Below are 25,557 nucleotides of genomic sequence, written 5' to 3'. Positions count from 1 at the left end.
CCGCAGGATCGAGCCGGCGCACAGGGGGCGCGACAAGCGCCGCGTGGCGGCGAGAAGGGGGAGCCAGCGCCGGTCACTCACGACCACAGGGGGCGCATTCAGGGCGCCGCCTAAAACGCCGACACCGTGCCTTTCCGTTCACGCGGAGGGGCGCCTGGTCCAGAGGTTGCGACGCTAGTGCAGGGACGTTTCAAGAGGGATGGCAGTGCTTCGGCGGAGCCGGAGCCGCACGGCGGGACTGGCCCCAATGTCGGCAGTTCCTCGCCCCAGCACGCCCAGAACCCGGGCCCGGCACCGTCCGGCGACGGCGGAGGGCGCCCCGGCGCCTCGGCGCCCCCCGGGTCACCGAGCCCCGCTGCCCCGGCGGTCACGCCGCCCAAGGGCCCGAGCGGTCCGGGATCCCGCGTGGCGCTGCGCAACTGGCGCATCTCCACGCGCCTGGTGTCGCTGCTCGCGCTTCCCGTGGTGGCGGCCACCTCGCTGGGCGCGCTGCGCATCAGCGACAACATGAACGACATCCAGCAGCTCGACAACATGAAGCTGCTGACGGACATGACCAAGCAGGCCACCGAGCTGGCCGCCGCGCTCCAGGAGGAGCGCGACCAGTCCGCCGGTCCGCTGGCGCACGGCTCGAAGGCGAGCGACTACACGGTCAAGGGCTACCGGGACAAGACGGACCGGGCCAAGACCAACTTCATCGACGCCGCCGAGCAGATCGACACCTCCAACAAGGACGGCTCGCTCCAGGGCGTCCGCGAGAGCCTCGTCGGCGTGGTCGGCGACCTCGAACAGCTGTCGAAGATCCGCACCGGCGCCTACGAGACCAAGGACAACTCGACCCAGACCGTCGAGGCCTACCACCGTCTCGTCACGCACCTGCTGGACCTCTCCCAGGACATGGCCGAGGCCACCAGCAACCCCGAGATGATCCAGCGCACCCGCGCCCTGTCGTCCTTCTCCTCCGCCAAGGAGTACGCGTCGATGCAGCGCGCCGTTCTGGCGGCGGCGCTCCCCGCGAACAACTCCACCATCGGCACCCTGTCGGAGAACGACCGGCTGTACGCACAGTCGGCGCTGGAGAGCCAGAAGTCCCAGCTGCGCAGCTTCCGGAGCATCTACGGCACCGACAAGGCCACCTCTCTCCTCAAGCCCATCGAGGAGAACAACGCGACGATCACGGCCAGCGACAAGTACGCCAGCCGTGCCCTCGCCTCCCAGAACGCCCTGGACGACCTGCCGAAGCGCTCGTACCAGGACTGGGTGGACGACAGCTCGACCAAGATCGGGCAGATGAAGAAGATCGAGCACACGCTGCTCGAGGACATGGAGCAGAAGGCCCGCGAGCTGCGCTCCGCCTCCGAGCGCGAGGCGATCATCTCCGGTGCGCTGATCCTGCTCGTGCTCGGCGTCTCCCTGGTCGGCGCCTTCGTCATCGCCCGCTCCATGATCCGCTCGCTGCGCCGTCTGCAGGAGACCGCCAACAAGGTCGCCCAGGACCGGCTGCCCGAGCTGGTCAAGCAGCTGTCGGAGTCGGACCCGCAGGACGTCGACACCTCCGTCGAGTCGGTCGGTGTGCACTCCAAGGACGAGATCGGCCAGGTGGCCGCGGCCTTCGACGACGTGCACCGCGAGGCGGTCCGCCTCGCCGCCGAGCAGGCCCTGCTGCGGGGCAACGTCAACGCGATGTTCACCAACCTCTCGCGCCGCTCCCAGGGTCTTATCCAGCGCCAGCTGTCGCTGATCTCCGAGCTGGAGTCCCGCGAGGCCGACCCGGACCAGCTGTCCTCGCTGTTCAAGCTCGACCACCTCGCGACGCGTATGCGCCGTAACGGTGAGAACCTCCTGGTTCTCGCGGGTGAAGAGCCCGGCCGCCGCTGGACCCGCCCGGTCCCGCTGGTCGACGTGCTGCGCGCCGCCGCGTCCGAGGTGGAGCAGTACGAGCGCATCGAACTGGCCGCCGTGCCGACCACCGAAGTGGCCGGCCGCGTGGTCAACGACCTCGTGCACCTGCTCGCCGAGCTGCTGGAGAACGCCACCTCGTTCTCCTCGCCGCAGACCAAGGTCAAGGTCACCGGTCACGCGCTGCCCGACGGCCGCGTGCTGATCGAGATCCACGACACCGGTATCGGCCTCTCCCCCGAGGACCTCGCGGCGATCAACGAGCGGCTCGCCTCGCCGCCCACCGTGGACGTCTCGGTCTCCCGCCGCATGGGTCTGTTCGTGGTCGGTCGTCTGTCGCAGCGCCACGGCATCCGTATCCAGCTGCGCCCGTCCGACTCCGGTGGTACGACCGCGCTGGTCATGCTGCCCGTCGATGTCGCCCAGGGCGGCAAGAAGCCGCAGGGCAAGCCCGGTCAGGGCGCCGGTGCCTCCGGCGGTCCGGCCGCCGCGCAGGCCGCCGCAGGTGTGGCCGCGGCACGGCGCCAGGCCGGTGCGGGTGCGCCGGGTGGCGGTGCTCTCGGTGCCGGTGCGTCCGCCGGTGGTGGTCTGCTCGGTGCCGGTCAGGGGCCGCGGGCCGCACTGCCGGGCGCGGGCGCCGGCCGTCCGGGTGCGCCCGGCGGAGCGCGTGGACCGCAGTCTCCGGCCGCACCGCCGCAGGGCCGTCCGGCACCCGCGGGTGCGGGCGCCGGGTTCGGTCAGGCGCCGGGTGCGCCGCAGGGTCTGCAGGCCGCGGGCACGGGCCAGGACAGCTTCGGCGGCGCTCGTGGCGCCGTACCGCAGCAGTCCCCGTCCGCGGGCGCTCCCGAGCAGGAGAGCCGCGGCCGCCGTGGCCGTCAGCCTCAGCTGCCGGGCCGTGGCGGTCCGCGCGCCGAGCTGCCGGGCGGCAACCCCCAGTCCCGGCCGAGCTGGAGCGACGAGAACGCGCAGCCGCCGGTGCCGCGTGCCTCGCTCGACACCCCGCGCGGCCACGACGAGACCTCTCGGATGCCGCGCATCGACGCTACGTCCGAGATGCCGGCGGTCCCGCGGTCCGACGACCGGCACGGCCCCGGTTCCACCTCCGACTTCCCGCGCCCCGACTTCGGTGCCCCGGCGCCGGGCCAGTTCGCCCGTCCCGGTGCGGACTCGCCGCAGAACACCGGTCAGTTCGCCGGCCAGGACTTCGGCGCGCAGCAGCCGAGCACGAACGGTTCGCAGAACACGGGCCAGTTCGTCCGCTCGGACGTCTTCGGCGCTCCGGCCGGGCAGAACGGGCACAACGGGTCGAACAACCCGAACAACCCCGCCAACACGGGCCAGTTCGCGAGCCCGCAGGCGTACGACCCCAGCTCCACGGGCCAGTTCGCCGTGCCGGGCTACGACAACGGCTCCACCGGGCAGTTCGAGCGTCCGCAGCCGGGCAACGACTTCGGTGCTCCGCGGCCGCCGGCCCCGCAGCGTCCGCAGCAGCGGCCGACCCGCCAGGAGCCCGAGGCGCTGCCGCCGGCGTCCGGCCCGGGTGACGGTCGTACACCGCTGTACGACACGCTGGAGACCAACTGGTTCCACGGCAGCCAGCAGGGCGGTCAGCAGAGCAACGGCTCCGCTCCGGCCCCGCAGCAGCCGCAGGCTCCGGCCGCCCCTGCCGCTCCCGCGGCTCCACAGCGTCCCGTCACCTCCAGCTGGCGCACTTCGCCGAACGACGACCTCGTCCGGCAGGCAGAGCGCGTCCGGCAGCCGGCGGCGGGCGGCGTCACCACCTCCGGCCTGCCGCGCCGGGTGCCCCGGGCTAACCTCGTCCCGGGCACGGCTCAGCAGCAACAGCACCAAGCCGGTCCGGCAGTCTCGCGTGCGCCTGACGACGTACGCGGCCGTCTGACCAATCTCCGTCGGGGCATCGCGCAAGGTCGACAGGCCGGTACCGGCCAGACCGGCAGCTTCCCGAGCCCCACTCACCAGCAGGAGCGTTAGTTGAGCCAGATGAGCCAGGCGGCACAGAACCTCAACTGGTTGATCACCAACTTCGTGGACAACACCCCAGGTGTGTCCCACACCGTCGTCGTGTCTGCCGACGGTCTCCTTCTGGCGATGTCGGAAGGCTTCCCGCGGGACCGCGCAGACCAGCTGGCGGCCGTCGCGTCCGGGCTCACCTCGCTGACGGCCGGGGCCTCCCGGATCTTCGAGGGCGGCAACGTGGCGCAGACGGTCGTCGAGATGGAGCGGGGTTTCCTCTTCCTGATGTCCGTCTCGGACGGCTCGTCCCTGGCCGTGCTCGCGCACCCGGAGTGCGACATCGGCCTGGTGGGCTACGAGATGGCGCTGCTCGTCGACCGGGCAGGTGCGGTCCTCACACCGGACCTGCGCGCCGAACTACAGGGCAGTCTGCTCCACTGACCCGCCCGCGATCCACCCCCGTCACCACATCACCGTCCGGCCGCCACAATCCCCCCACGGCCACTAAGACGGCCAGCCCGACCGACTTGCTGTCCCGCCCGGAGGATTCATGACCCCGCCCACCGCCTCTCATGATCCGTACGCGGAGCCGTACGAGGATGAGGGCGACCAGCCGCTGGTACGTCCGTACGCGATGACCGGTGGCCGGACGCGGCCGCGCTATCAGCTCGCCATCGAGGCGCTGATCAGCACCACGGCCGACCCGGCAGCACTCATGGGGCTGCTCCCGGAGCACCAGCGCATCTGCCACCTGTGCCGTGAGGTGAAGTCGGTCGCGGAGGTGTCGGCGCTCCTGTCCATGCCGCTGGGCGTGGCCCGGATCCTTGTCGCGGACCTGGCCGAGGCCGGGCTCGTCGCCATCCACCAGCCTGGTGGCGACGAGACGACCGGTGCGCCGGACGTGACCCTGCTCGAAAGGGTGCTCAGTGGACTTCGCAAGCTCTGACGGAGGCCGGGCGACCACCTCCGCCAAGATCGTGGTGGCGGGCGGCTTCGGTGTCGGCAAGACGACCTTCGTGGGCGCCGTCTCCGAGATCAACCCGCTGCGCACCGAGGCCGTGATGACGTCCGCGAGCGCGGGCATCGACGACCTCACCCACACCGGGGACAAGACCACCACCACGGTGGCCATGGACTTCGGCCGTATCACCCTGGACCAGGACCTGATCCTGTACCTCTTCGGTACGCCGGGCCAGGACCGCTTCTGGTTCATGTGGGACGACCTGGTGCGCGGCGCCATCGGCGCGGTGGTGCTCGTGGACACCCGGCGCCTGGCCGACTGCTTCCCGGCCGTCGACTACTTCGAGAACAGCGGCCTGCCGTTCGTCGTCGCGCTGAACGGCTTCGACGGGCACCAGCCGTATGCTCCCGAGGAGGTGCGCGAGGCGCTGCAGATCGGGCCGGACACCCCGATCATCACTACAGACGCCCGGCACCGTTCGGACGCGAAGAGCGCGCTGATCACGCTGGTCGAGCACGCTCTCATGGCACGGCTGAGGTAACACCCAAATCAGCCATGCCATACGGCAGTTGTCGTAGACGCATCGGAGCCGGCTGTGGCCTTTGACACGGTCGGCCCCGGTGTTCATAACGTTTCGGCAGAGGAATCGGGTGACGCGGCCACGCGTCGTTGCCAATCGGTCTCACTGCGCTCACATCAGCCCCGTCTTTTGACGGGGCTCGCTCTTTATGACCGATTTATCTAGGGCTTACATCACACGGAATCCTTGCTTTCCACTGTTTGGAAGAGCGCAGGTCGTCGTGCTCAAATGCGTGAACTGCCCAATAGTCAAAGACGTACTCAGCAGTACTGCGTACTCAAGGGCGTACTGGGCTCTGAGACACTGCGGCACAACGTTGGTGCCCGCCGCCGAGAGGTTGTTGGTCGAGTGAGGCGAAGCAAGAACGGTCCCGAGCCGTCGGCCCGGGGCAACTTCACCCCGCCGCCGCGCGGAGCGGCGCCCGCCCCTGTGCCCGGTTCGGAACCGACGGCCGCACCCGCTCCGAGCGGCGGCCGTTTCTCCCCCCGCAACTGGCGGGTGCCGACCAGGCTGAACGCGATCCTGCTCATACCCGTGATGGTCGGCCTCGTCATGGGCGGCTTCCAGGTGAAGAGCTCGATCGACACCTGGCAGGAGGCGCAGGACGCGGAGAACACCGCACGTCTGGTGCGGGCCTCCCTGACCTATGCCAACGCGGTGAACAACGAACGCGACATCACCGCGGCACCGCTGCTCAAGGGCAAGAGCGCGACCGCCAAGGACAAAGCGACGATCGCCGCGGCCCGCAAGGCCACGGACGTCGCAGCCGACGCCTTCGACCAGGCGGCGCAGAGCATGCCGCAGAAGGCCGGCCTGCTGCGCCGCCTCAAGCTTTTCCGCCAGGCCGAGCCGCAGCTGGCCACCCTGCGCGCGATCGCGTACTCCTCGAAGGTCCACGGTGTGGAGACCGAAGAGGGTTACGTCGCCGTCGCGCACCCCCTGATGGAGTTCGCCAACGAACTCGGCCTCGGCACCGGCAACATCACCAGCTACGGCCGGACCGTCTACGCGATCGCGCTGACCCAGGCGTCCCTGTCGCTGGAGCGGTCGATCGGCATGCATCTGCTGGTCAGCCCCGGTCCCAAGAAGGACGACCTCGCCAAGCAGCGCGTCGCTCTCTCCTCCTACGCCTACCTCGAAGGCATCGCCATCGAGGAGTACAAGGCCGGCGGCACCGAGGCGGACGCGCAGAAGCTCATCGACCTCGAGGCGAAGGCCAAGACGCAGGGCGCGGCGCTGGCCAAGGAGGCCGCCGCGAAGGCAGCGGCAGCCAACCAGACCTATGTGCCGCCGCCGTCCGGCGACACGGCCATGGTCACGGCCCTCTCGGCGCTGCAGAGCACCGACACCAGCGCCCGCGCCGCGCTCGCCACTCAGGGCATCACCGCCGAGAACTGGTGGGCGGTCACCACCCTCCGGGCCGATGTCTACCGGCAGATCCAGTCGGACATGGCCGACAAGGCCGTGAACGAGGCCTCGGACATCGCCGACAACGCCAAGCGCGACGCCCTCATCACGGGTGCCGCAGTCGTCGTCGCCCTGCTCCTGGCGTTCATCCTGGCCGGTGCCGTGGCCCGCCAGATGTCCCGCTCGATGCGCCAGCTGCGCAACGCCGCCTTCGGTATCGCCGAGCAGCGCCTGCCGATGCTGGTCGACCAGCTCTCGCGCACCGACCCCGGCCGCGTGGACACCCGCGTCCAGCCCATCCCGATCAACACCCGGGACGAGATCGGCGAGGTCGCCCGCGCCTTCGACCAGGTCCACCGCGAGGCCGTGCGACTCGCCGCCGAGCAGGCCCTGCTCCGTGGCAACATCAACGCGATCTTCACCAACCTGTCGCGCCGCAACCAGTCGCTGATCGAGGGCCAGCTGACCCTGATCACCGACCTGGAGAACAACGAGGCCGACCCGGACCAGCTGGAGAACCTCTTCCGCCTGGACCACCTCGCGACCCGTATGCGCCGCAACGGCGAGAACCTCCTGGTCCTCGCCGGCGAGGAGCCCGGCCGCCGCTGGGACCAGCCGGTCCCGCTGGTCGACGTGCTGCGCGCCGCCTCCTCCGAGGTGGAGCAGTACGAGCGCATCGAGCTGTCCGGCGTCCCGGAGGCCGAGATCCACGGCCGCGCGGTCACCGACCTCGTGCACCTGCTCGCTGAGCTGCTGGAGAACGCGACGACGTTCTCCTCCCCGCAGACCAAGGTCCGCGTCACCGCGACCCGGCTGCCCGACGGCCGCATCATGATCGAGATCCACGACAAGGGCATCGGCCTGACCGCCGAGGACTTCGCGGACATCAACCACAAGCTGGCCAACCCGCCGACCGTGGACGCCGCGATCTCCCAGCGCATGGGCCTGTTCGTGGTCGGCCGGCTGTCCGACCGGCACGGCATCCGGGTCCAGCTGCGCCCCTCCGGCGAGCAGGCCGGCACGACCTCGCTGGTCATGCTGCCGGACGCGATCACCCACGGCGGTGGCGGCGAGCAGCAGCCGCGCGACGAGTTCACGGTCTCGCAGATCATCCCGGAGCAGAACTACCAGGGTGAGGACTTCAACAACGGCCTGCCGATGCGCACGGCCGCGGAGCTCGGCTTCGACGACACCCGCTACGCCGACGTCCCCGACGACATACGCGAGCTGGACCCCGTCGGCCGCTCGCTGATGCGCGAAGAGCGCCGTGCGGCCCTGGAGGCCCAGTCGGGCGGCGACCAGCCGTCCCAGGAGTCGCCCGAGACCCCGTACGCCGACGCGTTCGACCAGCCGTCCTACGACAACGGCCTCGGCGGCTTCCCCGAGCAGCAGCCCGGCGGCTACGACCCGCGCCCCGCGTACGACGAGCCGCAGCAGACTCCGTACGAGGAGCCGCAGCGCCCCGCGTATGACGAGCCGGCTCCGCGCCCGTCGTACGACGAGCCGTACTACGCGCCGAACGGCGGGCTGCCGCAGAACGACACGTTCTCACCGAACGGCGGCTACCCCGAGCCCGCGTATGCGGAGCCGGTCCGCGAGGAGCCCCCCGCCGTCCGCGCCTCCGCGCCGGAGTCCTTCCCGGCCTTCCAGGAGCGGCGCCAGCAGGACGACTGGCCGCAGCAGGACGGCTACCAGAGCGGTTACTCGCCCGAGTACGCTCCGGAAACGGAATCTGCGCAGGCCGCTGACGTGAGCGAGCGCGACCGCGTAGGCTTCGACCGTCCGGGACCGGCCTCTTCCGCGGCCCATGCGCTGACCGACGCCGGACTGCCCCGCCGCGGATCCTTCGGGAGCGCTGCGAGCGGTTCGAACGGCACTCGGCACGCGAGCCAGGAAGCGCCCGCTCCCGCACCGCAGAGCAACGGCAACGGAAGCGGCCCCGGCGGCGACTGGCGTTCGGCGAACGACGAGCGCTGGCAGCAGGCCTCGGCGCTGAAGAAGCCCAAGGCAGGCGGGGTCACCTCCTCCGGTCTGCCGCGGCGGGTGCCCAAGGCCAACCTGGTCGAGGGAGCCGCCGAGACCACCCCCCAGGGCGGCCCATCGGTCTCCCGCGCCCCGGAGGATGTCCGGGGCAGGCTGAGCAACCTGCGTCGGGGCGTCCAGCGCGGACGCAACGCAGGCAGTGAAACGAACGGTCAGGGCTTCGGCTCTGACAGCACCTACAACCAGGAGCGTTAGTGTGAGCCCGATGAGCCAGGCGGCACAGAACCTGAACTGGTTGATCACCAACTTCGTGGACAACACCCCGGGGGTGTCCCACACGGTGGTGGTCTCCGCCGACGGACTCCTTCTGGCGATGTCCGAAGGGTTTCCGCGCGACCGCGCCGACCAGCTTGCGGCCGTCGCCTCCGGTCTGACGTCCCTGACGGCGGGCGCCTCCCGGATCTTCGAGGGCGGCGCCGTGAACCAGACGGTTGTGGAGATGGAGCGGGGATTCCTGTTCATCATGTCCGTATCCGACGGTTCCTCGCTCGCGGTTCTCGCGCACCCCGAGGCGGACATCGGTCTCATTGGGTACGAGATGGCCCTTCTGGTGGACCGTGCCGGTTCGGTCCTGACGCCGGATCTTCGTGCGGAGCTCCAAGGCAGCCTGCTCAACTGACAGACAGACGGTGCGTTTTGGCGTCCCGGGGCCGTAAGGTTTCGGGACGCGGCTCCACAGGCATGGGTGCCCGGCACGGTCGGAGGAGGAGAAGAGAGTGGCAACACCCCCAGGCGGTTCGAATTCGGGCAACTGGTCGTACGGCCCTGCCCAGGGCCAGGGCGGCGGTTCCCAGAACCCGAACCGTTACAACTTCCCCTCCACCCCGAGCCAGCGGCGTCAGCAGCCGTACGCACCCCAGGGCCCCCAGGGTCCCGGACCGTCGCCGTACGACCAGCCGCCGGCCCCGCGCATCCAGCCCGTGCAGCCGCAGCGACGCGCGCCCGAGCCGGCGCCCGCAGGGTCGTCGAACAACCCCCTGGTGCGTCCGTACGCCATGACCGGCGGCCGGACCCGCCCGCGCTACCAGCTCGCCATCGAGGCGCTGGTGCACACCACTGCGCAGCCGCACCAGATGCAGGGCCAGCTGCCCGAGCATCAGCGGATCTGCAACCTCTGCCGCGAGATCAAGTCGGTGGCGGAAATCTCCGCCCTACTGACGATCCCTCTCGGCGTGGCCAGGATCCTCGTCGCCGACTTGGCGGAGGCGGGACTGGTCGCGATTCATCAGCCCGGCGGCGACGAGAACGCCGGCGGCCAGCCAGACGTGACACTGCTCGAAAGGGTGCTCAGTGGACTTCGCAAGCTCTAGCGGCGGTCCTTCCCGCTCCACCACCTCGGCGAAGATCGTGGTGGCGGGTGGCTTCGGCGTGGGCAAGACCACGTTCGTCGGGGCCGTCTCGGAGATCAACCCGCTGCGTACCGAGGCCGTCATGACGTCTGCTTCGGCAGGCATCGACGACCTCACCCACACCGGGGACAAGACCACCACCACGGTGGCCATGGACTTCGGCCGTATCACCCTGGACCAGGACCTGATCCTGTACCTGTTCGGCACCCCCGGTCAGGACCGCTTCTGGTTCATGTGGGACGACCTGGTGCGCGGTGCAATTGGCGCGATCGTGCTCGTGGACACCCGGCGTCTTGCCGACTGCTTCCCGGCGGTCGACTACTTCGAGAACTCCGGTCTGCCCTTTGTGATCGCGCTCAACGGGTTCGACGGGAATCAGCCGTACAACCCGGACGAGGTCCGTGAAGCCCTGCAGATCGGGCCGGATACGCCGATCATCACGACTGATGCCCGGCATCGGGCGGATGCGAAGTCGGCTCTTATTACGCTCGTGGAGCATGCGTTGATGGCTCGCCTGCGGTAGGTAATTCTTTGCGGCTATTGGGCTGCCCCTTACGGTCGTCGGCCGTCTGCGGGCAGTCCGTGGCTGATCGCGCAGTTCCCCGCGCCCCTAAAACAACAAAGCCTGAGGGCCCCTCTCTTACGAGAGGGGCCCTCAGGCTTTGTTACCGCGGTCAGTGCCAGCTGTGCGGGGCTCGGAAGCCGCCCTCGCGCTCCAGGCGGCGCCAGCCGGCCTTGGGGCGGCCGGGGTGGGGCTGGGTGTCCGACGGGGCGGCCGCTGCGCGGGCCAGGAGGACGGCCGTGATGGCGGCGACTTCCTCGGGCTCGGCGTGGCCCTTCTCGACACGAATGTCAGGGGAGTTCATAGGTCTCAGTCTCCGTGAGAGAGGTTTCCGCGAGGGTGGCGCGGAGGGTCCGCTGGGTTACTGCGGGGGGTTGCCGTGCTTACGGGACGGCAGGTCGGCGTGCTTGGTCTGCAGCATCGCCAGGGAGCGGATGAGGACCTCGCGGGTCTCGGTCGGGTCGATGACGTCGTCGACCAGGCCGCGCTCGGCCGCGTAGTAGGGGTGCATCAGCTCGGACTTGTACTCCTTGACCATGCGGGCCCGCATGGCCTCGGGGTCCTCGGCCTCAGCGATCTGTCGCCGGAAGATGACGTTGGCGGCCCCTTCGGCGCCCATCACGGCGATCTCGTTCGTCGGCCAGGCGTAGGTGAGGTCGGCACCGATGGACTGGCTGTCCATGACGATGTAGGCGCCTCCGTACGCCTTGCGCAGGATCAGCGAAATCCTCGGCACGGTCGCGTTGCAGTAGGCGTAGAGCAGCTTCGCGCCGTGGCGGATGATTCCGCCGTGCTCCTGGTCGACACCGGGGAGGAAGCCCGGGACGTCCAGGAAGGTGACGATCGGAATGTTAAAAGCGTCACACATTTGGACGAAACGCGCAGCTTTTTCACTCGCCTCGATGTCCAGGACGCCCGCGAGGGTCTGCGGCTGGTTCGCCACGATGCCGACCACCTGGCCGTCCAGGCGGCCCAGCGCGCAGATGATGTTGCGGGCCCAGCGCTCGTGGACCTCCAGGTAGTCGCCGTCGTCGACGATCTCCTCGATCACCTTGGCCATGTCGTACGGCCGGTTGCCGTCCGCCGGGACCAGGTCCAGCAGCACCTCGCTGCGGCGGTCCGCCGCATCCTCGGACTCCACCCGCGGCGGGTTCTCCCGGTTGTTCTGCGGGAGCATCGACAGGAGGTAGCGGACCTCGGCGATGCAGGTCTCTTCGTCGTCGTAGGCGAAGTGGCAGACGCCGCTGGTCTCCGCGTGGACGTCGGCGCCGCCCAGGCCGTTCTGCGTGATCTCCTCGCCCGTCACCGCCTTGACCACGTCCGGGCCGGTGATGAACATCTGGGACGTTTCCCGGACCATGAAGACGAAGTCCGTCAGGGCGGGGCTGTAGGCCGCGCCGCCGGCGCACGGGCCCAGCATCACGCTGATCTGCGGGATGACCCCGGACGCCTTGGTGTTGCGCTGGAAGATGCCGCCGTAGCCGGCCAGCGCCGAGACGCCCTCCTGGATGCGGGCACCCGCGCCGTCGTTGAGCGACACCAGCGGGGCCCCGGCCGCGATGGCCATGTCCATGATCTTGTGGATCTTGGTGGCGTGGGCCTCGCCCAGCGCGCCGCCGAAGATGCGGAAGTCATGGGCGTAGACGAAGACCGTGCGGCCCTCCACCTTGCCCCAGCCGGTGATCACACCGTCCGTGTACGGCTTCTTGGCCTCCAGGCCGAAGCCGACCGCGCGGTGCCGCCGCAGCTGCTCGACCTCCTGGAAGGAACCCGGGTCGAGGAGCAGCTCGATGCGCTCCCGGCCGGTCAGCTTGCCCTTGGCGTGCTGCGCCTCGGTCGCCTTCTCGCTCGGGCCGGCCAGCGCCTGCGCACGGATCTCGTGCAGCTCGGCCACGCGCCCGCGCGCGTCCGTCGGCTCACCCGTCGACTCACCCGGCGCCTCATCCAAAACGGTCATGTAGTGACCTTACGAAGCCCACCCAAGAAAGCGAGCCGTCGACTCCGTACAGTCTCCGGCCCGTTTTCCTGGTACCCCTGAACAGAACCTCGACGGCATGCAGGCTTTCCGACTGCTCAGGGGGCATCCGGCTTGTAGGGGTCGCACAAACCCGTCAGCTGAGAGCCAGCTCACATCGATGAGTCGCACATGACACGCCTGGGGTAATCCGGAGGGTCGTACGGCGGCCGGTGCGGAGGACTTCGACGGTGTCGTCGGCCCGCACGACCCCGCGTACCGGATGGTCCCAGGTGATCTCGAACGGCTCGCCCGTTCGGGGTGGCTCGCTCACGCAGAGGGTAGCGGTGCGGCTGTGGAGGCGTACGAGGACGCTCGCGGCCGCGGAGGCGGTCAGCGGGCCCGCCGTGCCGGGCCCCCAGAAGTTGGCGGCCGTCAGGCCGAGGGAGGGGACCCGGACGGCCTGGCAGGTGCTGTCGTTGGCCAGGAGCGCCAGCCAGTGGCGGTCCGCAGCACGGGACGCGACGGCCCGGCGCGAGGCGCCCGGCAGGACGACGTAGACGTATGTGGCGGCCGTCGGGTCCGTGCCGTGGTCGAGCCAGAGGGTCTGCCAGCGGCGGGTCGCCTGCTGGGTCGTACTGGTGGTGTTGATGTCTGACCAGGCGCCGGTGCGGTCCTCGCGGAGGGTGTGCAGGGCGACGGCGGGGACGACCCAGCCGCCGTGGCCCTCCAGGTGGGCCCAGCCCCTCCCCCGTACGAACTCCTGAGTCCCGCCCTCGCCCAGGTTGCGGTTGTCGACGACGGTCTCGACCGGGACGCCGTCGGTGCAGGTGATGCCCGCGCCGAGACAGATCACCGCGTCCGCGACGCAGAACCACGACTTGCGGGCCTGGAGTGTCGAGCCGAGGCCCTTCAGGTGCTGGCCGACGGCCGCGTACTCGCCGTCCGTGGTGCCGCCGACCCAGCGCACGTCCGGCTTGGGCGCGCCCCACTCGCCGCCCGCCTTGTCGGCCAGGGGGAGGGTGGAGACGGTGGTGCCCGGGAGGCGGTACCAGTCGACGGTCGGCCAGAACCAGTCCGTGTACTGGTCGGACCGGCCACTGCGCCCCGCGGGCCACCAGTAGAGCATTCCGGCGCCCGTGTGCCAGCCGCGCGGGTTCTCGCCGTTGCCGCACTCGTAGTACGTGATGCGGTCGCTGCACATGGCGATGCTCGCGGTGAAGCCGGAGCCGCGGTGCACCGCGCGGTCCATGGCCGCGAAGAGGCGGTGGCCGACGGGTTCCGGGGCGGCCGCGACCGGCGAGTCCGCGATCGTGTGCAGCCGGGCCAGGTCGGCCACGCCGAGCTGGGGTGCCGTCAGGACCGGTGTCACCGTGTCCCGTTCGATCCAGCCCTTGACGGCCGCGTACCAGCGCTCGCGCTCCGCCCGGCTCGCCGCGCCGGCCAGCAGGGCGACGGCCGCGATGATCCCCTGTCCGTGGAAGTGGTCGCTGCGCATGACGTGGTGGTCGTCGCTCTTGAGGTAACCCCGGCTGATGGCACGGCCGTTGACGGCGTCCATCACCAACCCGTCGTGGATCAGCGGCGCGTAGGCGTGCTCGACGCTGTCGAGGACGAGCTGCCGGTTCGGGTCGGTCACCTCCCACGCGGATCCGGCGAGGAGCGTGAAGAGGCGGCCGAGGCCGTCGAGCATCACCTGTCCGTACGTCCCCGAATACGCGACCCAGGTGTGCTGGAGGAACGAGCCGTCCGCATACAGCCCGTCCCCCTTCGTGACGTACGGGAAGACCGGGGAGAGCGCGTCGCGGGCCAGGGCGAGCTTGGTGTCCGTGCGGCCCAGGATGCCGCGCAGGGCCACCGAGCGGCAGAGGTCGACGCGGTTGGCGCCGGTGGAGGTGCCGGAGTAGTCGGTGAGCATCGTGTCGGGGATGAAGTGGTCCACGGCTGCGCAGGCCGCTTCCCGCCGGGCGTCGGTGAGGTCGTCGTACAGGGCGGCCGTGATGTCCATCAGCAGGCGGGGGCTGCCGATCTGCCATTCCCACCAGTTGCCGTAGCGGGTGGTGGAGGGGTTGTAGATCGTGGCGGAGAGGTGGTCGAGGCCGCGCAGGACGGCCGCGAGGAGGGCCGGGTCGCCGGTCGAGCCGGTGCCCTGCTGGACGTAGGCCTGGGTCATGGTCCACAGGCGGCCGTAGCTCTGGGTGATGCCGGAGGGCGGGTCGTAGGGGAAGCCGGGCCAGAGGGAGGTGGGGGTGGGAGCCATGGTGGTCCGGGCCGCGCGGGCGAGCTCACCGGTCTGGGCGAGGCGGGAGGCGTACGGCTCCGCGGTGGGGTCGTAGCCGGTGCCGAGGGCGAGGTCCAGCCAGCGGCGGCGGAGGGTGTCGTAGGGGTCGGCGGTACCGGCACGGGCCCCGGGGGCGGCCGTGGCCAGGAGTGCCGCCGCCAGTAAGACGGCTCTGCGGGTGGGTCTCATGAGGGCTCTGCTCTGCCTGTCCATGCCATGGGCATCTACCACCTCAGCGTAACCACGCCAACACTTTGCGGATGATGTTGAAACTTGTACGGAATAGGTCTACGGTCGTTCGCGTTGGCTAGTTCAACGTTCAACATTCACTCGAAGGAGCACATCATGGCGAACACCGAGCTGACCGCCCTCACCGGTGACTACGCGATCGACACGGCCCACTCCACGATCGGTTTCACCGTCCGCCACGCCATGGTCACCAACGTCAAGGGCAAGTTCCTCGACTTCTCCGGCTCGCTGCACCTGGACGGCGGCGACCCGTCCGCGTCGACGGCCTCCATCGACGTCAAGATGGACAGCATCGACACGGGGTCGGCCGACCGCGACGGTCACCTGAAGAGCGCGGACTTCTTCAAGATCGAGGAGTTCCCGACGATGACCTTCCGCTCGACCTCGGCCGAGGCGCTGGGCGACGAGGACTACCGCATCACCGGCGACCTGACGATCCTCGGCACCACCAAGCCGCTCACCATCGACCTGGAGTTCAACGGCGCCGCGAAGGACCCCTTCGGCAACGAGCGCGTCGGCTTCGAGGGCAAGGCGGAGATCCTGCGCTCCGAGTGGGGTCTGACCTGGAACGCGGCGCTGGAGACGGGCGGTGTGCTGGTCTCCGACAAGATCAAGCTGAACTTCGACATCTCGGCGATCAAGAACGCCTGATCCCCCGCGGCCCGCCCTTCACACACTTCACAGCACCTGCACCCGGAGAGCGCCCGCGCCCCTGTATCAGGAGGGCGGGCGCTCGGTCATGCTCGTGGAACGTCAGATCCAGGGGGACACATGACCACTAAGTCAGGACCGCAGCACTACCCGGGGGCAGACCGCACCCACTGGTACCAGAAGCGCTTCCCCGGCGACGCCATGGAGGTCAACGTCGTCGTTCTGCACACCACCGAGGGCCCCACGCTGCCCGACTACATGGGCGGCCTCATCGCGCCGAATCTGACGGCGGTGCCGGACCTCACCGCCCAGAAGCTCGACTGGTTCCAGCACTTCGACATCGACGTCTCCTCGCGCGCCCTGGTGAACCTTCCCGGCGGTGTCGAGACGAACACCCTGAACGTCTGCCAGGTCGAACTGGTCGGCACCTGCGACCCTGCCACCCACAAGAAGTGGACGGACGGCGGCAAGGCGCACATCTACTGGCCCCAGGCCCCGGAGTGGGCGCAGCGCGAGCTCGCCCGGTTCCTGGCCTGGATGCACGCGGAGCACGACGTGCCGCTGCGCGGGCCGGAGCTGTGGCCGCCGTATCCGGAGTCGTACGGGAGCAAGGCGGGGCAGCGGATGAGTGGTCATGCGTGGAACGCGTTCAAGGGGGTGTGCGGGCACACGCATGTGCCCGAGAATCTGCACGGCGATCCTGGGGCGATCGACTTTACGGGGCTTATGCAGTTCGCGAAGGCGGCGCGGGACGCCTGAGCGGCGCGGCTGGCTCCGCGGGATGTGCCGTCTTTTGGGTGCGGCGGCGTCGTGGCTGGTCGCGCAGTTCCCCGCGCCCCTTAAGGGGCGCTGCTGAGCGGCGGTCACGCGTCCCGCAGCCTGAGCAGCACTCCCCCGGCCGCCAACAGCCCCGCCGCGTAGGCCGCCAGTACCCCGAGACCCGGCCAGGGGGCGATCGGCAGGCGGTCCAGGTTGCGGGTCGCCTGGATGGAGAGGGCGGCCGGCATGGGGGTCCAGCGCTGGAGGCGGTGCTGCCAGGTGGGTGAGTGGATCAGGTGCGCCATCAGGGGGGTGAGGTAGAGGAGGCCGAGGCCCAGGGTGATGCCTCCTGCCGTGTCTCTGAGGAGCGTGGCGAGGGCCAGGCCCAGGACGGCGACCAGGGCCAGGATCAGGACCGAGCCCGTCGTCGCCCGGAGGGTAGGGCCCCGCACCGGGAGGATCAGCTTCGCCGTCCAGAGGGCGGCGGTGATCGCCACCGCCCCCGTCGCCGCCGTGAGCAGTGCGAGTGCCGTCGCCTTCGCCGCCAGTAGGCGGCAGCGCAGAGGCATCGCCGCGAGCGTCGTGCGGATCGTGCCCGTGCCGTACTCCGAGCCCATCGACAGCACGCCGAGGACCAGGCAGGTCGACTGGCTCAGCCAGACGCCGGTGAGGCTCAGCTTGACCGTGTCCTCGTGGCAGGCCTCGGGGGTTCGGCAGACCTGGGCGGTGAGGGAGGCGGCCGCCGCCGCGCCCACGGCCACCGTGAGGACGACCGTCGCGGCCAGGAGCCACCAAGTGCTGGGCAGGGTACGGAGTTTGGTCCATTCCGCGTGCAGCCACCTCATGCGTCCCTCCGGCGCAGGCTCCAGGCCGCGAGGAGGAGGGCGGCGGCCGTGTAGGCGGCGAGGACGGCGAGGCCGTTCCAGGGGGAGAGCGGGTAACAGCCGCTCTCCGGGAGGCAGTTGTACTTCACCTGGTGGTAGTGCGTGACCCCTTGCTGGATCGCGAACGCCGCCGCCGGAGTCACCCGCAGCAGCCACTGGGCGGCCGGGAGCGGGAAGGCGAAGGAGAGGATCTGCGGGAGGATCACGAGGACGACGACCGTCGCTATCGTGCCCGCGCTGTTGCGGAGGATCACGCCCACGGCCAGAGCCAGGACCGCCACCAGGGAGAGCAGCGCCGCGCTGCCGACCACCGCCCGCAGTGCCGGGTTCTCGAAGAGGGAGAGGTCGGGGAACTCCGGGGGCTTGAAGCCGTTGGTGCGCAGGGCGTGTTGGGCGAGGTTGAAGCCGACGGCGATGGCCACCAGGCCGGTGGTGAAGGTCACGGCGGTGATCACCGTCGTCTTCGCCGCCAGGACTTTCAGCCGGGCCGGGGTCGCCGTGAACGTCGTACGGATCAGGCCCCGTTTGTATTCGGCGGTCACGAAGAGGGTGCCGAGGGCGACCATGAACAGGACGGCGAAGAAGACACCTTGGAAGCTCATCTGGACCGTGTCGGGGCCGCCCTGGGCGGGTGCGATGTCGCCGTGGCCGGTGACGGTGTAGGTGCCGGACGCGGAGACGGCGGTGGTGCCCGAGGGCGGGGCGTTCTGGGCCACCGGGCCGCCCGGGGCGGCCGGGCCCATGTCCGTGCTGGTCCAGGACCCGGAGGCGGAGGTGCCCTGGAGGGCGAGGTGGTCGAAGGTGCCGGTGGCCCGGCCGCCGCCGTATGTCTCGCTCGTGCCGCCGAACGCACGGCGCACGTCCTCGTGATCCGGGGTGCCCACGAACAGGCCGACCTGGACGGTGCGCGGGAGACCGGGCAGTCGGACGTCCCTGATCTTCGTCCAGGTGTGGCCGTCGGCCGACTCGTAGCCGGTGAGGTGGTCGCCGGTCCTCGTCAGGCGGAGCCAGCGGGGGCTGGTGGTGACGTTCGTACTCGAACCCGCCGTGTCGTGGGTGTAGTTCCACTGCATACGGACGCCGTGGGCGGGGGTGGCCAGGACCGCCGCGTAGGCGGAGCCAGGGGTGAGGTTCTCCTTCACCGACAGCCCGGCCTTCGCCCACGGTTCGATGGTCTTGTCGTCGGCGCTCTTCAGGCCGGTGACGCGGACCGTGACCGTGCCGTCGCCGGTCAGCGGGCGGTGGGTGTAGCGGAAGACGTCGACGACCTCCGTGCCGTCGGGGCCGAGGGTGTCGTCACCGCCGCCGCTGATGCTGGAGCCGTTCGCGCCGAGCAGACAGACCAGCGCGGTGACCACGGCGGCGACGGCCAGGACGAGCGGCCAGGCGCGGACCGTACGGAACTTGGTCCACTCGGCGTGCAGGAGGCGGCCGAAACCGGCCCGGGCGGGGTGCAGCCGGGAGCGGTACGGGGTGGGGGTGCGGGTCGGCGTCGTCGTCACGAGGCCACCTCGTCGGTGTCCGTGTGCGACGTGAACTCGACCGCTTCCCTGGTGAGTTCCATGTACGCCTCCTCCAGGGTCGCCCGGTGGGCGCCCACTTCGGCGAAGGGCACATCGGCCCCGTTCAGCAGCTCCACGATCCGGCGGGCCGGCAGGCCGGTGACGGTGAGGGTGTCGCGGTCGGTGACGCTGACGGTGGCGCCCGCCCGGGCGAGGAGTTCCATCGCCTCCGTACGGGCGTCGGTGCGCAGGCGGACCCGGTCGCCGGAGGCGGCGGCGATGAGGTCGGAGACGGCCGTGTCGGCGATGAGGCGGCCCCTGCCGATGACCACCAAGTGGTCGGCGGTGTCCTCGAGTTCGCTCATCAGATGGCTGGAGACGAGGATCGCGCGGCCCTCGGCGGCGAGCCGGCGCAGCAGACCGCGGATCCACTGGATGCCTTCGGGGTCGAGGCCGTTGACGGGCTCGTCGAGGAGCAGCACCGGGGGATCGCCGAGGAGAGCGGCCGCTATGCCCAGGCGTTGGCGCATGCCGAGGGAGTAGCCGCCGGCCCTGCGGCGGGCGGCCGTCTCCATGCCGACCTGTTCGAGGACCTCGTCCACGCGGTGGGCGGGCAGGCCGTGGGAATGCGCCAGCCAGCGGAGGTGGTCGCGGCCGCGGCGGGCGGGGTGCAGGGCGGCGGCGTCCAGGAGGGCGCCGACTTCCAGGAGCGGGGTGCGCAGGGCGTGGTAGGGGCGGCCGCCGACCAGTGCCCGGCCCTCGTCGGGGGCGTCGAGGCCGAGGAGGGCCCGCATGGTGGTGGACTTGCCCGCGCCGTTGGGACCGACGAAGCCGGTGACGGTGCCGGGCTCGACCCTGAACGAGAGGCCGTCGACCGCGAGGGTCCGGCCGAACCGCTTGCGCAGGCCCAGGACTTCGATGGTTGCGTCGCTCATGGAGAGGGAGGCTAGGGGCGGGGGGCGGGGGTGTCGTCCCGCCGGGGAGGTCCCTCGCGCGGGGGATGCGGCGGGGAGGGGAGCCGGGACAATGGCGGACGTGGGATGTGTCCTCTTTCGTCTGCGGCGCCTTCGTGGCTGGTCGCGCAGTTCCCCGCGCCCCTTTGGGGCGCTGCCGGACCGCAGGGAACACGGCGCACCCCTGGCGCTGCCAACCGTGCTGGCGGTGTTCTCGCTGGGCGAGGGGCTCCTCCGTAGCGGGGATCCGCGTAGCAGTCTCGCCGTTGTGCTGCTGCTCGCGCTTGCGACGACCGCGCCGCTCGCCTTCGTTCTCGGGACCGGGCGGGGCAGTCGGGTGGGGGCCGCGGTTGCCGTGAGTGCCGCCTGTGTGCTGGCGCTCGTGCCGTTCAAGGCGCTCACCGTGGGGGCCGCCGTCGCCCAGTTGATCTGTGTGTACGTCCTGGCTCGGGCGGGGTGGCCGCTGCCGGCCGGGCTGCTCGTCGTGCCGTACGTCGTGGTCGCGCTGTTCGGGCACGAGGAGGCCACCCGGATCGTCGCCGTCCTGCTCGCCACGCTCGGGTCCGCCGCGGCGGCGACCGGTGTCGCGCATCACGTGCGCAGCACAGTCCTTGCGCACAGCGCGACCGAGCAGGCGTTCGCGGACACGCTGCTGGAGCATGCTGCTCGCGGTGAACGGGCCCGTATTGCAAGGGAGTTGCACGATGTCGTCGCCCACCACATCTCGATGATCGCCGTGCAGGCGGAGAACGCGCGGCTGACCACGCCCGGTCTGCCGCCCGAGGGCGCCACCCGGTTCCTGGCCATCGGGGACACCGCGCGCACCGCCCTGACGGAGATGCGCCGGCTGCTGGGGGTCCTGCGCGAAGACGCGAACGACACGGCCCCGGGTGTGCAGCGCAGGCCCCAGCCGGGGCTCGGCCAGCTACTGGAACTGCTCGACGAGTCGCGCGACGCCGCCGGCTCGAAGACGCGCCTGATCGTCAGCGGGCCGGTCGCCGCGGTCGACCCCGGCATCGAGGTCACCGCATACCGGATCGTCCAGGAGGCGCTGACCAACGCACGCCGGCATGCGCCGGGTGCGGCCGTGGACGTGGAACTCCGTTACGGGGACGACGACTTGACCCTCCGCATCCGCGACAACGGGCCCGGCCCGGCGGCCTCCGGCACCCCAAGTCACGGCCTCCTCGGCATGCGTGAGCGCGCGTCGACCGTGGGCGGCACGCTGAGCACCGGCCCGGCGCCCGGCGGCGGCTTCCTGGTCGAGGCACGGCTGCCGGTCCGTGCAGAGGCCCTCGCATGAGCACGGGCACGGGCACGAGCATCCGTATCGTCGTCGCCGACGACCACGAGGTGGTGCGCGCCGGGTACGCCGGACTCCTCGCCACCCAGCCCGACTTCACCGTCGTCGGCACCGCCCGCGACGGCGCCGAGGCGGTGCGCGTGTGCCGGGAGCGGCTGCCCGACGTCGTCCTCATGGACGTACGCATGCCGGTCATGGACGGCATCCGGGCGACCGCGCTGCTGCGGGGGCCGGACTCGCCCCGCGTGCTCGTGCTCACCACCTTCGACCTCGACGAGCACGTGTACGACGCGCTGGCCGCCGGGGCCAGCGGGTTCCTGCTCAAGGACGTGACGGCGGAGCGGCTCTTCGAGGCGGTGCGGGTGGTCGCCGCCGGTGAGGCGCTGCTCGCGCCCGCGATCACACGGCGGCTGATCGCCGAGTTCGCCCGGATCCGCCCCAAGGCCCCCACCCAGGGCACGCTCGCCGCCCTCACCCCGCGCGAGACCGACGTCCTGCGGCTGCTCGCGGAAGGGCTGTCCAACCCGGAGCTCGCCGGGCGGCTGCATGTCGGCGAGGAGACGGTGAAGACGCATGTCAGCCGGATCCTGTCCAAGCTGGGGCTGCGTGACCGTACGCAGGCGGTCGTGATGGCGTACGAGAGCGGGCTGGTCGTGCCGCGGACGGGGTGACTCCCGCCCGGCACCGCCGTCACTTCCGGCAGACCTTTTGCACGGCCTGTCCGAGCCGGTCGAACTGGGCCTCGGTGGGGACGACTCGGGCGAGCCCCTCGCCACGCCCGTTGCGCACGGTCACGAACAGCAGGGGCATTCCACGCCGCGGGACGTGCCCGTGGCAGAAGACGTTGAAGCGGGTGTGCAGGATGCGGGCCCGACCTGGTGGCAGCGCGGCGCCGGGAGCGGGCATGACCCACAGGAGCAGGTTGTCGTAACCCCCCTGCATCCCCATGAGCACGACCCGGGAGTCGGCCGTGGCACTGAGAGTGACCGGGAACTCCGGGCTGAGGCCGACGGGCAGGCCCACATCCGTGATCCGGACGGTGGTGGCGGCCACCGGGTCCGGCGGCGGGGCCGGGGGTCGGTTGGCGACGACGTAGGCGAGGACGCCGCTGAGGACGACCGCGCAGGTCGTGGCGGCGACCGTGACACGGGTGCGGCGTGACAGCGCCTGCCACCGCTCTCGGACCAGGGGCCGTTCGTCTCCGACGATCTCCTCGGTGTTCGGGCCGTCCCCTTCAGGTGGACTCACCATGACGAGAGCCTAGAAGCCGGTGCAAGCCAATGAATATCGGCCAATCGACCCTTTTCCCGCCATCATTTGGCCGTACGCCTGCGGGGCACCGGCAGCACCCACCACGCCGACGCCACTGACAGCACCACGCCTACGGCGATGCCCTCCAGCCGGGTCGGCAGCAGGTGCTGGGCGTCCTGGCCGAAATAGCCGAGGAGGAGGGAGAGAGCGCAGGTCATACCCGCCGCCCAGTAGGCGTAGTTGAGGGGGCGCAGCCACAGCGCGACCGCGAGGACGGCGAACATCAGCGCCACGGAGGCATGGCCGGTGACGCCGGCCGCAGCCACGCCCACCGCCAGCAGCGTACCGACGCAGGCCCCGGCGAGACGCTCGACTCCCTTGCGCAGCACGTCGGTTCGGCCGCGGTTGCCGCTCGCAGCGACGTACGCAGTGAGGACCACCCAGGGCCAGTGGTCGTCGAAGAGCAGATGTCCGAGGGTGAAGGCGGCGGCGATACCGGCCGCCATCTGCAGGGCCATGCGGGTACTCGGGCGGGGGTGGAGGCGGGAGCGGCGCGGCGGCTGCTCGCGGACCGGCTCGGCACGCCAGGGGCCGAACCGGTCCCCCAACCCCTGTACAAGCCAGACCGAGCAGCACGCCAGCGCCCCGATCAGCGCCGACCAGAACCAGGTCACCAGCCCGCTCTGCGCCTCGGGCGGCAGGGCGGGGCCGGGGACGACGAGCAGGGCGACGAGCGGGAGGGTCAGCAGGGTGCCGGCCTTCGCGGCAGCCGGGCCGTAACGGCGGATCCAGATGGCCAGCGAGATGCCGACGGTGAAGACGGCGGCGCCGGTCGCGTAGTGGGCGGCGATCAGACGGCCGAGGAAGATCGACGCACCGGCCGTCACCGGCAGCACCACGAGCGCTGTGAGCCGACGGCGGGTGTCGGCGGTGCGCTGGGTCGAGGCCAGGGTGAGCGTCAGGGCGACCGCGAGGACGAGTGCGTCGGTGTGCAGCCCGGCGGCACCCTCCAGCACCAGGGCGGCGGCCCAGCAGAGCAGCATGGCGGTCATCGTCAGCGCCGCTTCGTACGCGTTGCGTATTAATTTGGCGGTCATCCAGCCCATAGTACGGGGATTTAGGGCTCGCAGGTAGTAAGCATTCACGTATGATTGACGTCATGGACCATCTCCTCCCCGAAGCCGCCCGCATCCGTCGCGGCATCGTCCGTCTCAACCGCCGCCTGCGGCAGGAGCGCGGCGACGGGAGTCTCAGCGCCAACCAGCTCTATGTGCTCGGACACCTGTACCGGCACGGGCCCGCCACGCCCGGCGAGGTCGCGGCGGCCGAGCGGCAGCGCCCGCAGTCGCTGACCCGGGTCTTCGCCGAGCTGGCGGCGGAGGGGCTGATCGCCCGCGCGGCGGGCACGATCGACCGACGGCAGTCCGTGCTGTCGCTCACCGAGGAGGGGCGGCGGGCGCTGGAGCGGGACATGGCCGACCGCGATGCCTGGCTGGCCGGCGCGCTGGCGTCGCTGAGTCCGACGGAGCGCGGGGTGCTGGAGCTGGCGGGGGCGCTGATGGAGCGACTGGCGGACGACGCCGAGGCGTGAACGCCCTGGCAAAAGGGGGCGTCTCAGAACCCTCCGCCGAAGTCGCCGCCTCCCCCGCCGTCGCCGAAGCCGCCGCCGAAGTCGCCGGGGTCGAAGTCGGCGCCGGAGACGTCTCCGCCGTCGTATCCGCCGCCGAAGTCCCCGTATCCGGTGCCGTAGTCGGCCGCGTACGAGGGGGTCGCCATCATGCTGCCCAGCATCGTGCCGACCAGGAGGCCGGGGAGCAGGCCGCCGCCGAAGTAGCCGCCCGCCCAGGGGCCGTAGGCGGGGCCCGCGTCCCAGTACGGGCGGCGGCCGTGATCGGTGTCGACCTCGCGGATGACGGGGTCGCGGCCGTCGGCGAGGCGGGTGGCGTCGGCCGCGCAGACCGGGACCTCGCGCGGGGCGCCGCCTGGGGGTGTCCAGGTGGCGTCGGCGACGGAGGGGCCGTGGCGCGGGTCGAAGAAGCAGGGCGGGCGGCGTTCGGGAAGCGGGCTGCCCGCGCGGCGGGCGGCGAGCTGGGCGAGGGAGAAGCGGCCGTCCTCCAGAGCCTCGGTGACGGCGCGGACGTCCTCCGGTTTCATGGCGGCGGCCATGAACGACTTCGCCTGCTCGTAGGCGTCCAGCGCACGCTCGTAGTCCGCGCGCATGGCGTCGTCGGCGCCCGCCTCCGCCGGGTGGAAGTCGAGGCGGTCCAGCTCCTCGCCGAAGGCGGTGATGTCCTCGTCGACGACGACCCTCAGCCGCTCCAGCGCGGCCCGCTGCTCCTCGGCCCTGTGCCGCCGGTTGCGTCGTACGAGCGCGTAGGTGCCCGCGCCCCCGGCGACCAGCACCGCACCCACCGCGATCAGCGCGGCGGACGACACACCACCGTTGCCGGAGGACGAGGAGCCCCAGCTCGACGGCGCCGAGCCGCCGAGGTTGACGAGGGCGCGGTCGGTGAAGTCGGTCAGCTGGGTCTTGGCATCCTTGTCGCTCTGCACACTGGCGACCAGGTTCTGGACGGCGGTGCGCGGCAGGACCGAGGAGTCGGCCCGCGCGTCGAAGCGGTCGCCGAGGCGGATCGCGTACAGGCCGGTGATGCCGGTGGCGGTGCGCAGGTTCCGGAAGAGGTCCGTCGTCGGGTAGCCGGCCGGGAGGACCGTGATGAACAGGGGTTTGCCGGCGTCCTTGATCTCCTTGGCCAGGGCGTCGGCGTCGGACTTCGACAGCTGTCCCGAGGCGGCCGGGTCGACGTAGACGGGGCTCTTGCGGAGAGCCTCGGCGATCGTGGACACACCGGTGTCGGCGGAGGCCTTCGGGGCGCCCGTCGACAGTACGGCCATGGCGGCGAGCAGCAGGGCCAGGAGCAGCCCTGGGAGGCTTCGGTTCCGTACGCCGGGCTTCATGGTTCGAAGCTACCCGAAGCCTCCCAAAACTGGTCAT

At 70.9% G+C, this 25,557-nt stretch carries 22 protein-coding genes; 13 read left to right on the top strand and 9 right to left on the bottom strand.

All coding sequences use genetic code 11. From position 1 onward, the window contains the following. The first annotated feature begins 177 nt into the window (after window positions 1-177). The 8 genes from P2Q00_RS30865 (at window position 178) to P2Q00_RS30830 (ending at window position 10,736) form a co-directional block, all read left to right on the top strand. On the top strand, window positions 178-3,891 hold the full coding sequence (locus P2Q00_RS30865) for a sensor histidine kinase (RefSeq protein ID WP_275776557.1): 3,714 nt from the start codon (window positions 178-180) through the stop codon (window positions 3,889-3,891). A 9-nt stretch (window positions 3,892-3,900) separates the two neighbouring features. Continuing rightward, window positions 3,901-4,314, top strand: coding sequence for a roadblock/LC7 domain-containing protein (locus P2Q00_RS30860; protein WP_003973453.1), 414 nt, complete (start codon window positions 3,901-3,903; stop codon window positions 4,312-4,314). 109 nt (window positions 4,315-4,423) lie between these two features. Then, window positions 4,424-4,819, top strand: a complete 396-nt coding sequence (locus tag P2Q00_RS30855) for a DUF742 domain-containing protein (protein WP_030943001.1) — start codon at window positions 4,424-4,426, stop codon at window positions 4,817-4,819. Then, on the top strand, window positions 4,800-5,375 hold the full coding sequence (locus P2Q00_RS30850) for a GTP-binding protein (protein ID WP_015657619.1): 576 nt from the start codon (window positions 4,800-4,802) through the stop codon (window positions 5,373-5,375). The genes P2Q00_RS30855 and P2Q00_RS30850 overlap by 20 nt, the downstream gene beginning before the upstream one ends. Before the next feature lie 387 nt (window positions 5,376-5,762). Next, complete coding sequence (locus P2Q00_RS30845) at window positions 5,763-9,059, top strand: sensor histidine kinase (protein ID WP_275776552.1); 3,297 nt, start codon at window positions 5,763-5,765, stop codon at window positions 9,057-9,059. Window positions 9,060-9,069: 10 nt separating this feature from the next. Further along, window positions 9,070-9,483 carry a roadblock/LC7 domain-containing protein gene (locus tag P2Q00_RS30840; protein WP_007384910.1) on the top strand — a complete coding sequence of 138 codons (414 nt, stop codon included), beginning with the start codon at window positions 9,070-9,072 and terminating at the stop codon, window positions 9,481-9,483. A gap of 97 nt (window positions 9,484-9,580) precedes the next feature. Next, window positions 9,581-10,174, top strand: a complete 594-nt coding sequence (locus P2Q00_RS30835; protein WP_275776550.1) for a DUF742 domain-containing protein — start codon at window positions 9,581-9,583, stop codon at window positions 10,172-10,174. Beyond that, a complete protein-coding gene (locus tag P2Q00_RS30830; RefSeq protein WP_026248371.1) occupies window positions 10,155-10,736 on the top strand; it encodes a GTP-binding protein in 582 nt (193 codons plus the stop codon). The genes P2Q00_RS30835 and P2Q00_RS30830 overlap by 20 nt, the downstream gene beginning before the upstream one ends. A gap of 151 nt (window positions 10,737-10,887) precedes the next feature. Here P2Q00_RS30830 and P2Q00_RS30825 read toward each other — a convergent pair whose 3' ends face one another. The 3 genes from P2Q00_RS30825 to P2Q00_RS30815 all read right to left on the bottom strand — a co-directional run bounded on the left by P2Q00_RS30825 (window position 10,888) and on the right by P2Q00_RS30815 (window position 15,199). Next, window positions 10,888-11,079, bottom strand: a complete 192-nt coding sequence (locus P2Q00_RS30825; protein WP_275776546.1) for an acyl-CoA carboxylase subunit epsilon — start codon at window positions 11,077-11,079, stop codon at window positions 10,888-10,890. Window positions 11,080-11,136: 57 nt separating this feature from the next. Beyond that, a complete protein-coding gene (locus tag P2Q00_RS30820; RefSeq protein WP_275776841.1) occupies window positions 11,137-12,669 on the bottom strand; it encodes an acyl-CoA carboxylase subunit beta in 1,533 nt (510 codons plus the stop codon). Window positions 12,670-12,886: 217 nt separating this feature from the next. Then, window positions 12,887-15,199 (bottom strand): polysaccharide lyase 8 family protein, encoded by a 2,313-nt coding sequence (locus tag P2Q00_RS30815; protein WP_275776544.1) that lies wholly within the window; start codon window positions 15,197-15,199, stop codon window positions 12,887-12,889. A gap of 156 nt (window positions 15,200-15,355) precedes the next feature. On the opposite strand from P2Q00_RS30815, the gene P2Q00_RS30810 reads away from it, so the two are divergent. After that, on the top strand, window positions 15,356-15,910 hold the full coding sequence (locus P2Q00_RS30810; protein WP_275776542.1) for a YceI family protein: 555 nt from the start codon (window positions 15,356-15,358) through the stop codon (window positions 15,908-15,910). A gap of 120 nt (window positions 15,911-16,030) precedes the next feature. Next, window positions 16,031-16,669 (top strand): hypothetical protein, encoded by a 639-nt coding sequence (locus P2Q00_RS30805; protein WP_275776540.1) that lies wholly within the window; start codon window positions 16,031-16,033, stop codon window positions 16,667-16,669. A gap of 104 nt (window positions 16,670-16,773) precedes the next feature. On the opposite strand, the gene P2Q00_RS30800 is transcribed toward P2Q00_RS30805, so the two are convergent. From P2Q00_RS30800 to P2Q00_RS30790, 3 genes are read right to left on the bottom strand one after another with little or no spacing between them, the layout of a single operon-like run. After that, window positions 16,774-17,514 carry an ABC transporter permease gene (locus P2Q00_RS30800; RefSeq protein WP_275776538.1) on the bottom strand — a complete coding sequence of 247 codons (741 nt, stop codon included), beginning with the start codon at window positions 17,512-17,514 and terminating at the stop codon, window positions 16,774-16,776. Further along, window positions 17,511-19,055, bottom strand: a complete 1,545-nt coding sequence (locus P2Q00_RS30795; protein WP_275776536.1) for a DUF1349 domain-containing protein — start codon at window positions 19,053-19,055, stop codon at window positions 17,511-17,513. The genes P2Q00_RS30800 and P2Q00_RS30795 overlap by 4 nt, the downstream gene beginning before the upstream one ends. Continuing rightward, entirely contained in the window at window positions 19,052-19,990 is a 939-nt protein-coding gene (locus P2Q00_RS30790; RefSeq protein ID WP_275776534.1) for an ABC transporter ATP-binding protein, read from the bottom strand. Before P2Q00_RS30790 ends, P2Q00_RS30795 begins: the two co-directional genes overlap by 4 nt. A gap of 91 nt (window positions 19,991-20,081) precedes the next feature. On the opposite strand from P2Q00_RS30790, the gene P2Q00_RS30785 reads away from it, so the two are divergent. Further along, entirely contained in the window at window positions 20,082-21,311 is a 1,230-nt protein-coding gene (locus P2Q00_RS30785) for a sensor histidine kinase (protein ID WP_275776532.1), read from the top strand. Continuing rightward, window positions 21,308-21,982 carry a response regulator gene (locus P2Q00_RS30780; protein ID WP_275776531.1) on the top strand — a complete coding sequence of 225 codons (675 nt, stop codon included), beginning with the start codon at window positions 21,308-21,310 and terminating at the stop codon, window positions 21,980-21,982. Before P2Q00_RS30785 ends, P2Q00_RS30780 begins: the two co-directional genes overlap by 4 nt. Window positions 21,983-22,001: 19 nt before the next feature. On the opposite strand, the gene P2Q00_RS30775 is transcribed toward P2Q00_RS30780, so the two are convergent. Next, the gene (locus P2Q00_RS30775) at window positions 22,002-22,562 is read right to left on the bottom strand and encodes a hypothetical protein (protein WP_275776529.1); all 561 of its coding nucleotides are present in this window, start codon (window positions 22,560-22,562) and stop codon (window positions 22,002-22,004) included. 62 nt (window positions 22,563-22,624) lie between these two features. Beyond that, window positions 22,625-23,659 (bottom strand): FUSC family protein, encoded by a 1,035-nt coding sequence (locus P2Q00_RS30770; protein WP_275776528.1) that lies wholly within the window; start codon window positions 23,657-23,659, stop codon window positions 22,625-22,627. Between the two features lie 62 nt (window positions 23,660-23,721). Here P2Q00_RS30770 and P2Q00_RS30765 point away from each other — a divergent pair, with 62 nt between their 5' ends. Further along, the gene (locus tag P2Q00_RS30765) at window positions 23,722-24,153 is read left to right on the top strand and encodes a MarR family winged helix-turn-helix transcriptional regulator (RefSeq protein ID WP_275776527.1); all 432 of its coding nucleotides are present in this window, start codon (window positions 23,722-23,724) and stop codon (window positions 24,151-24,153) included. Between the two features lie 23 nt (window positions 24,154-24,176). Here P2Q00_RS30765 and P2Q00_RS30760 read toward each other — a convergent pair whose 3' ends face one another. Then, window positions 24,177-25,520 (bottom strand): hypothetical protein, encoded by a 1,344-nt coding sequence (locus tag P2Q00_RS30760; protein WP_275776526.1) that lies wholly within the window; start codon window positions 25,518-25,520, stop codon window positions 24,177-24,179. Window positions 25,521-25,557 lie beyond the last annotated feature (37 nt).

It is taken from the genome of Streptomyces coacervatus (assembly GCF_029223485.1).
Classification (GTDB): domain Bacteria; phylum Actinomycetota; class Actinomycetes; order Streptomycetales; family Streptomycetaceae; genus Streptomyces; species Streptomyces coacervatus.
Note: the sequence above shows the minus strand (reverse complement) of the source record. Positions and strands in the feature narration are given on the sequence as shown.

Bases quoted from the DNA above. Each gene is read 5' to 3' on its own strand.
- P2Q00_RS30860 (WP_003973453.1), top strand. From the start codon at position 3,901: ATGAGCCAGGCGGCACAGAACCTCAACTGGTTGATCACCAACTTCGTG.
- P2Q00_RS30855 (WP_030943001.1), top strand. From the start codon at position 4,424: ATGACCCCGCCCACCGCCTCTCATGATCCGTACGCGGAGCCGTACGAG.
- P2Q00_RS30840 (WP_007384910.1), top strand. From the start codon at position 9,070: ATGAGCCAGGCGGCACAGAACCTGAACTGGTTGATCACCAACTTCGTG.
- P2Q00_RS30825 (WP_275776546.1), bottom strand. From the start codon at position 11,079: ATGAACTCCCCTGACATTCGTGTCGAGAAGGGCCACGCCGAGCCCGAG.
- P2Q00_RS30815 (WP_275776544.1), bottom strand. From the start codon at position 15,199: ATGAGACCCACCCGCAGAGCCGTCTTACTGGCGGCGGCACTCCTGGCC.
- P2Q00_RS30810 (WP_275776542.1), top strand. From the start codon at position 15,356: ATGGCGAACACCGAGCTGACCGCCCTCACCGGTGACTACGCGATCGAC.
- P2Q00_RS30805 (WP_275776540.1), top strand. From the start codon at position 16,031: ATGACCACTAAGTCAGGACCGCAGCACTACCCGGGGGCAGACCGCACC.
- P2Q00_RS30800 (WP_275776538.1), bottom strand. From the start codon at position 17,514: ATGAGGTGGCTGCACGCGGAATGGACCAAACTCCGTACCCTGCCCAGC.
- P2Q00_RS30790 (WP_275776534.1), bottom strand. From the start codon at position 19,990: ATGAGCGACGCAACCATCGAAGTCCTGGGCCTGCGCAAGCGGTTCGGC.
- P2Q00_RS30785 (WP_275776532.1), top strand. From the start codon at position 20,082: ATGGCGGACGTGGGATGTGTCCTCTTTCGTCTGCGGCGCCTTCGTGGC.
- P2Q00_RS30780 (WP_275776531.1), top strand. From the start codon at position 21,308: ATGAGCACGGGCACGGGCACGAGCATCCGTATCGTCGTCGCCGACGAC.
- P2Q00_RS30775 (WP_275776529.1), bottom strand. From the start codon at position 22,562: ATGGTGAGTCCACCTGAAGGGGACGGCCCGAACACCGAGGAGATCGTC.
- P2Q00_RS30770 (WP_275776528.1), bottom strand. From the start codon at position 23,659: ATGACCGCCAAATTAATACGCAACGCGTACGAAGCGGCGCTGACGATG.
- P2Q00_RS30765 (WP_275776527.1), top strand. From the start codon at position 23,722: ATGGACCATCTCCTCCCCGAAGCCGCCCGCATCCGTCGCGGCATCGTC.
- P2Q00_RS30760 (WP_275776526.1), bottom strand. From the start codon at position 25,520: ATGAAGCCCGGCGTACGGAACCGAAGCCTCCCAGGGCTGCTCCTGGCC.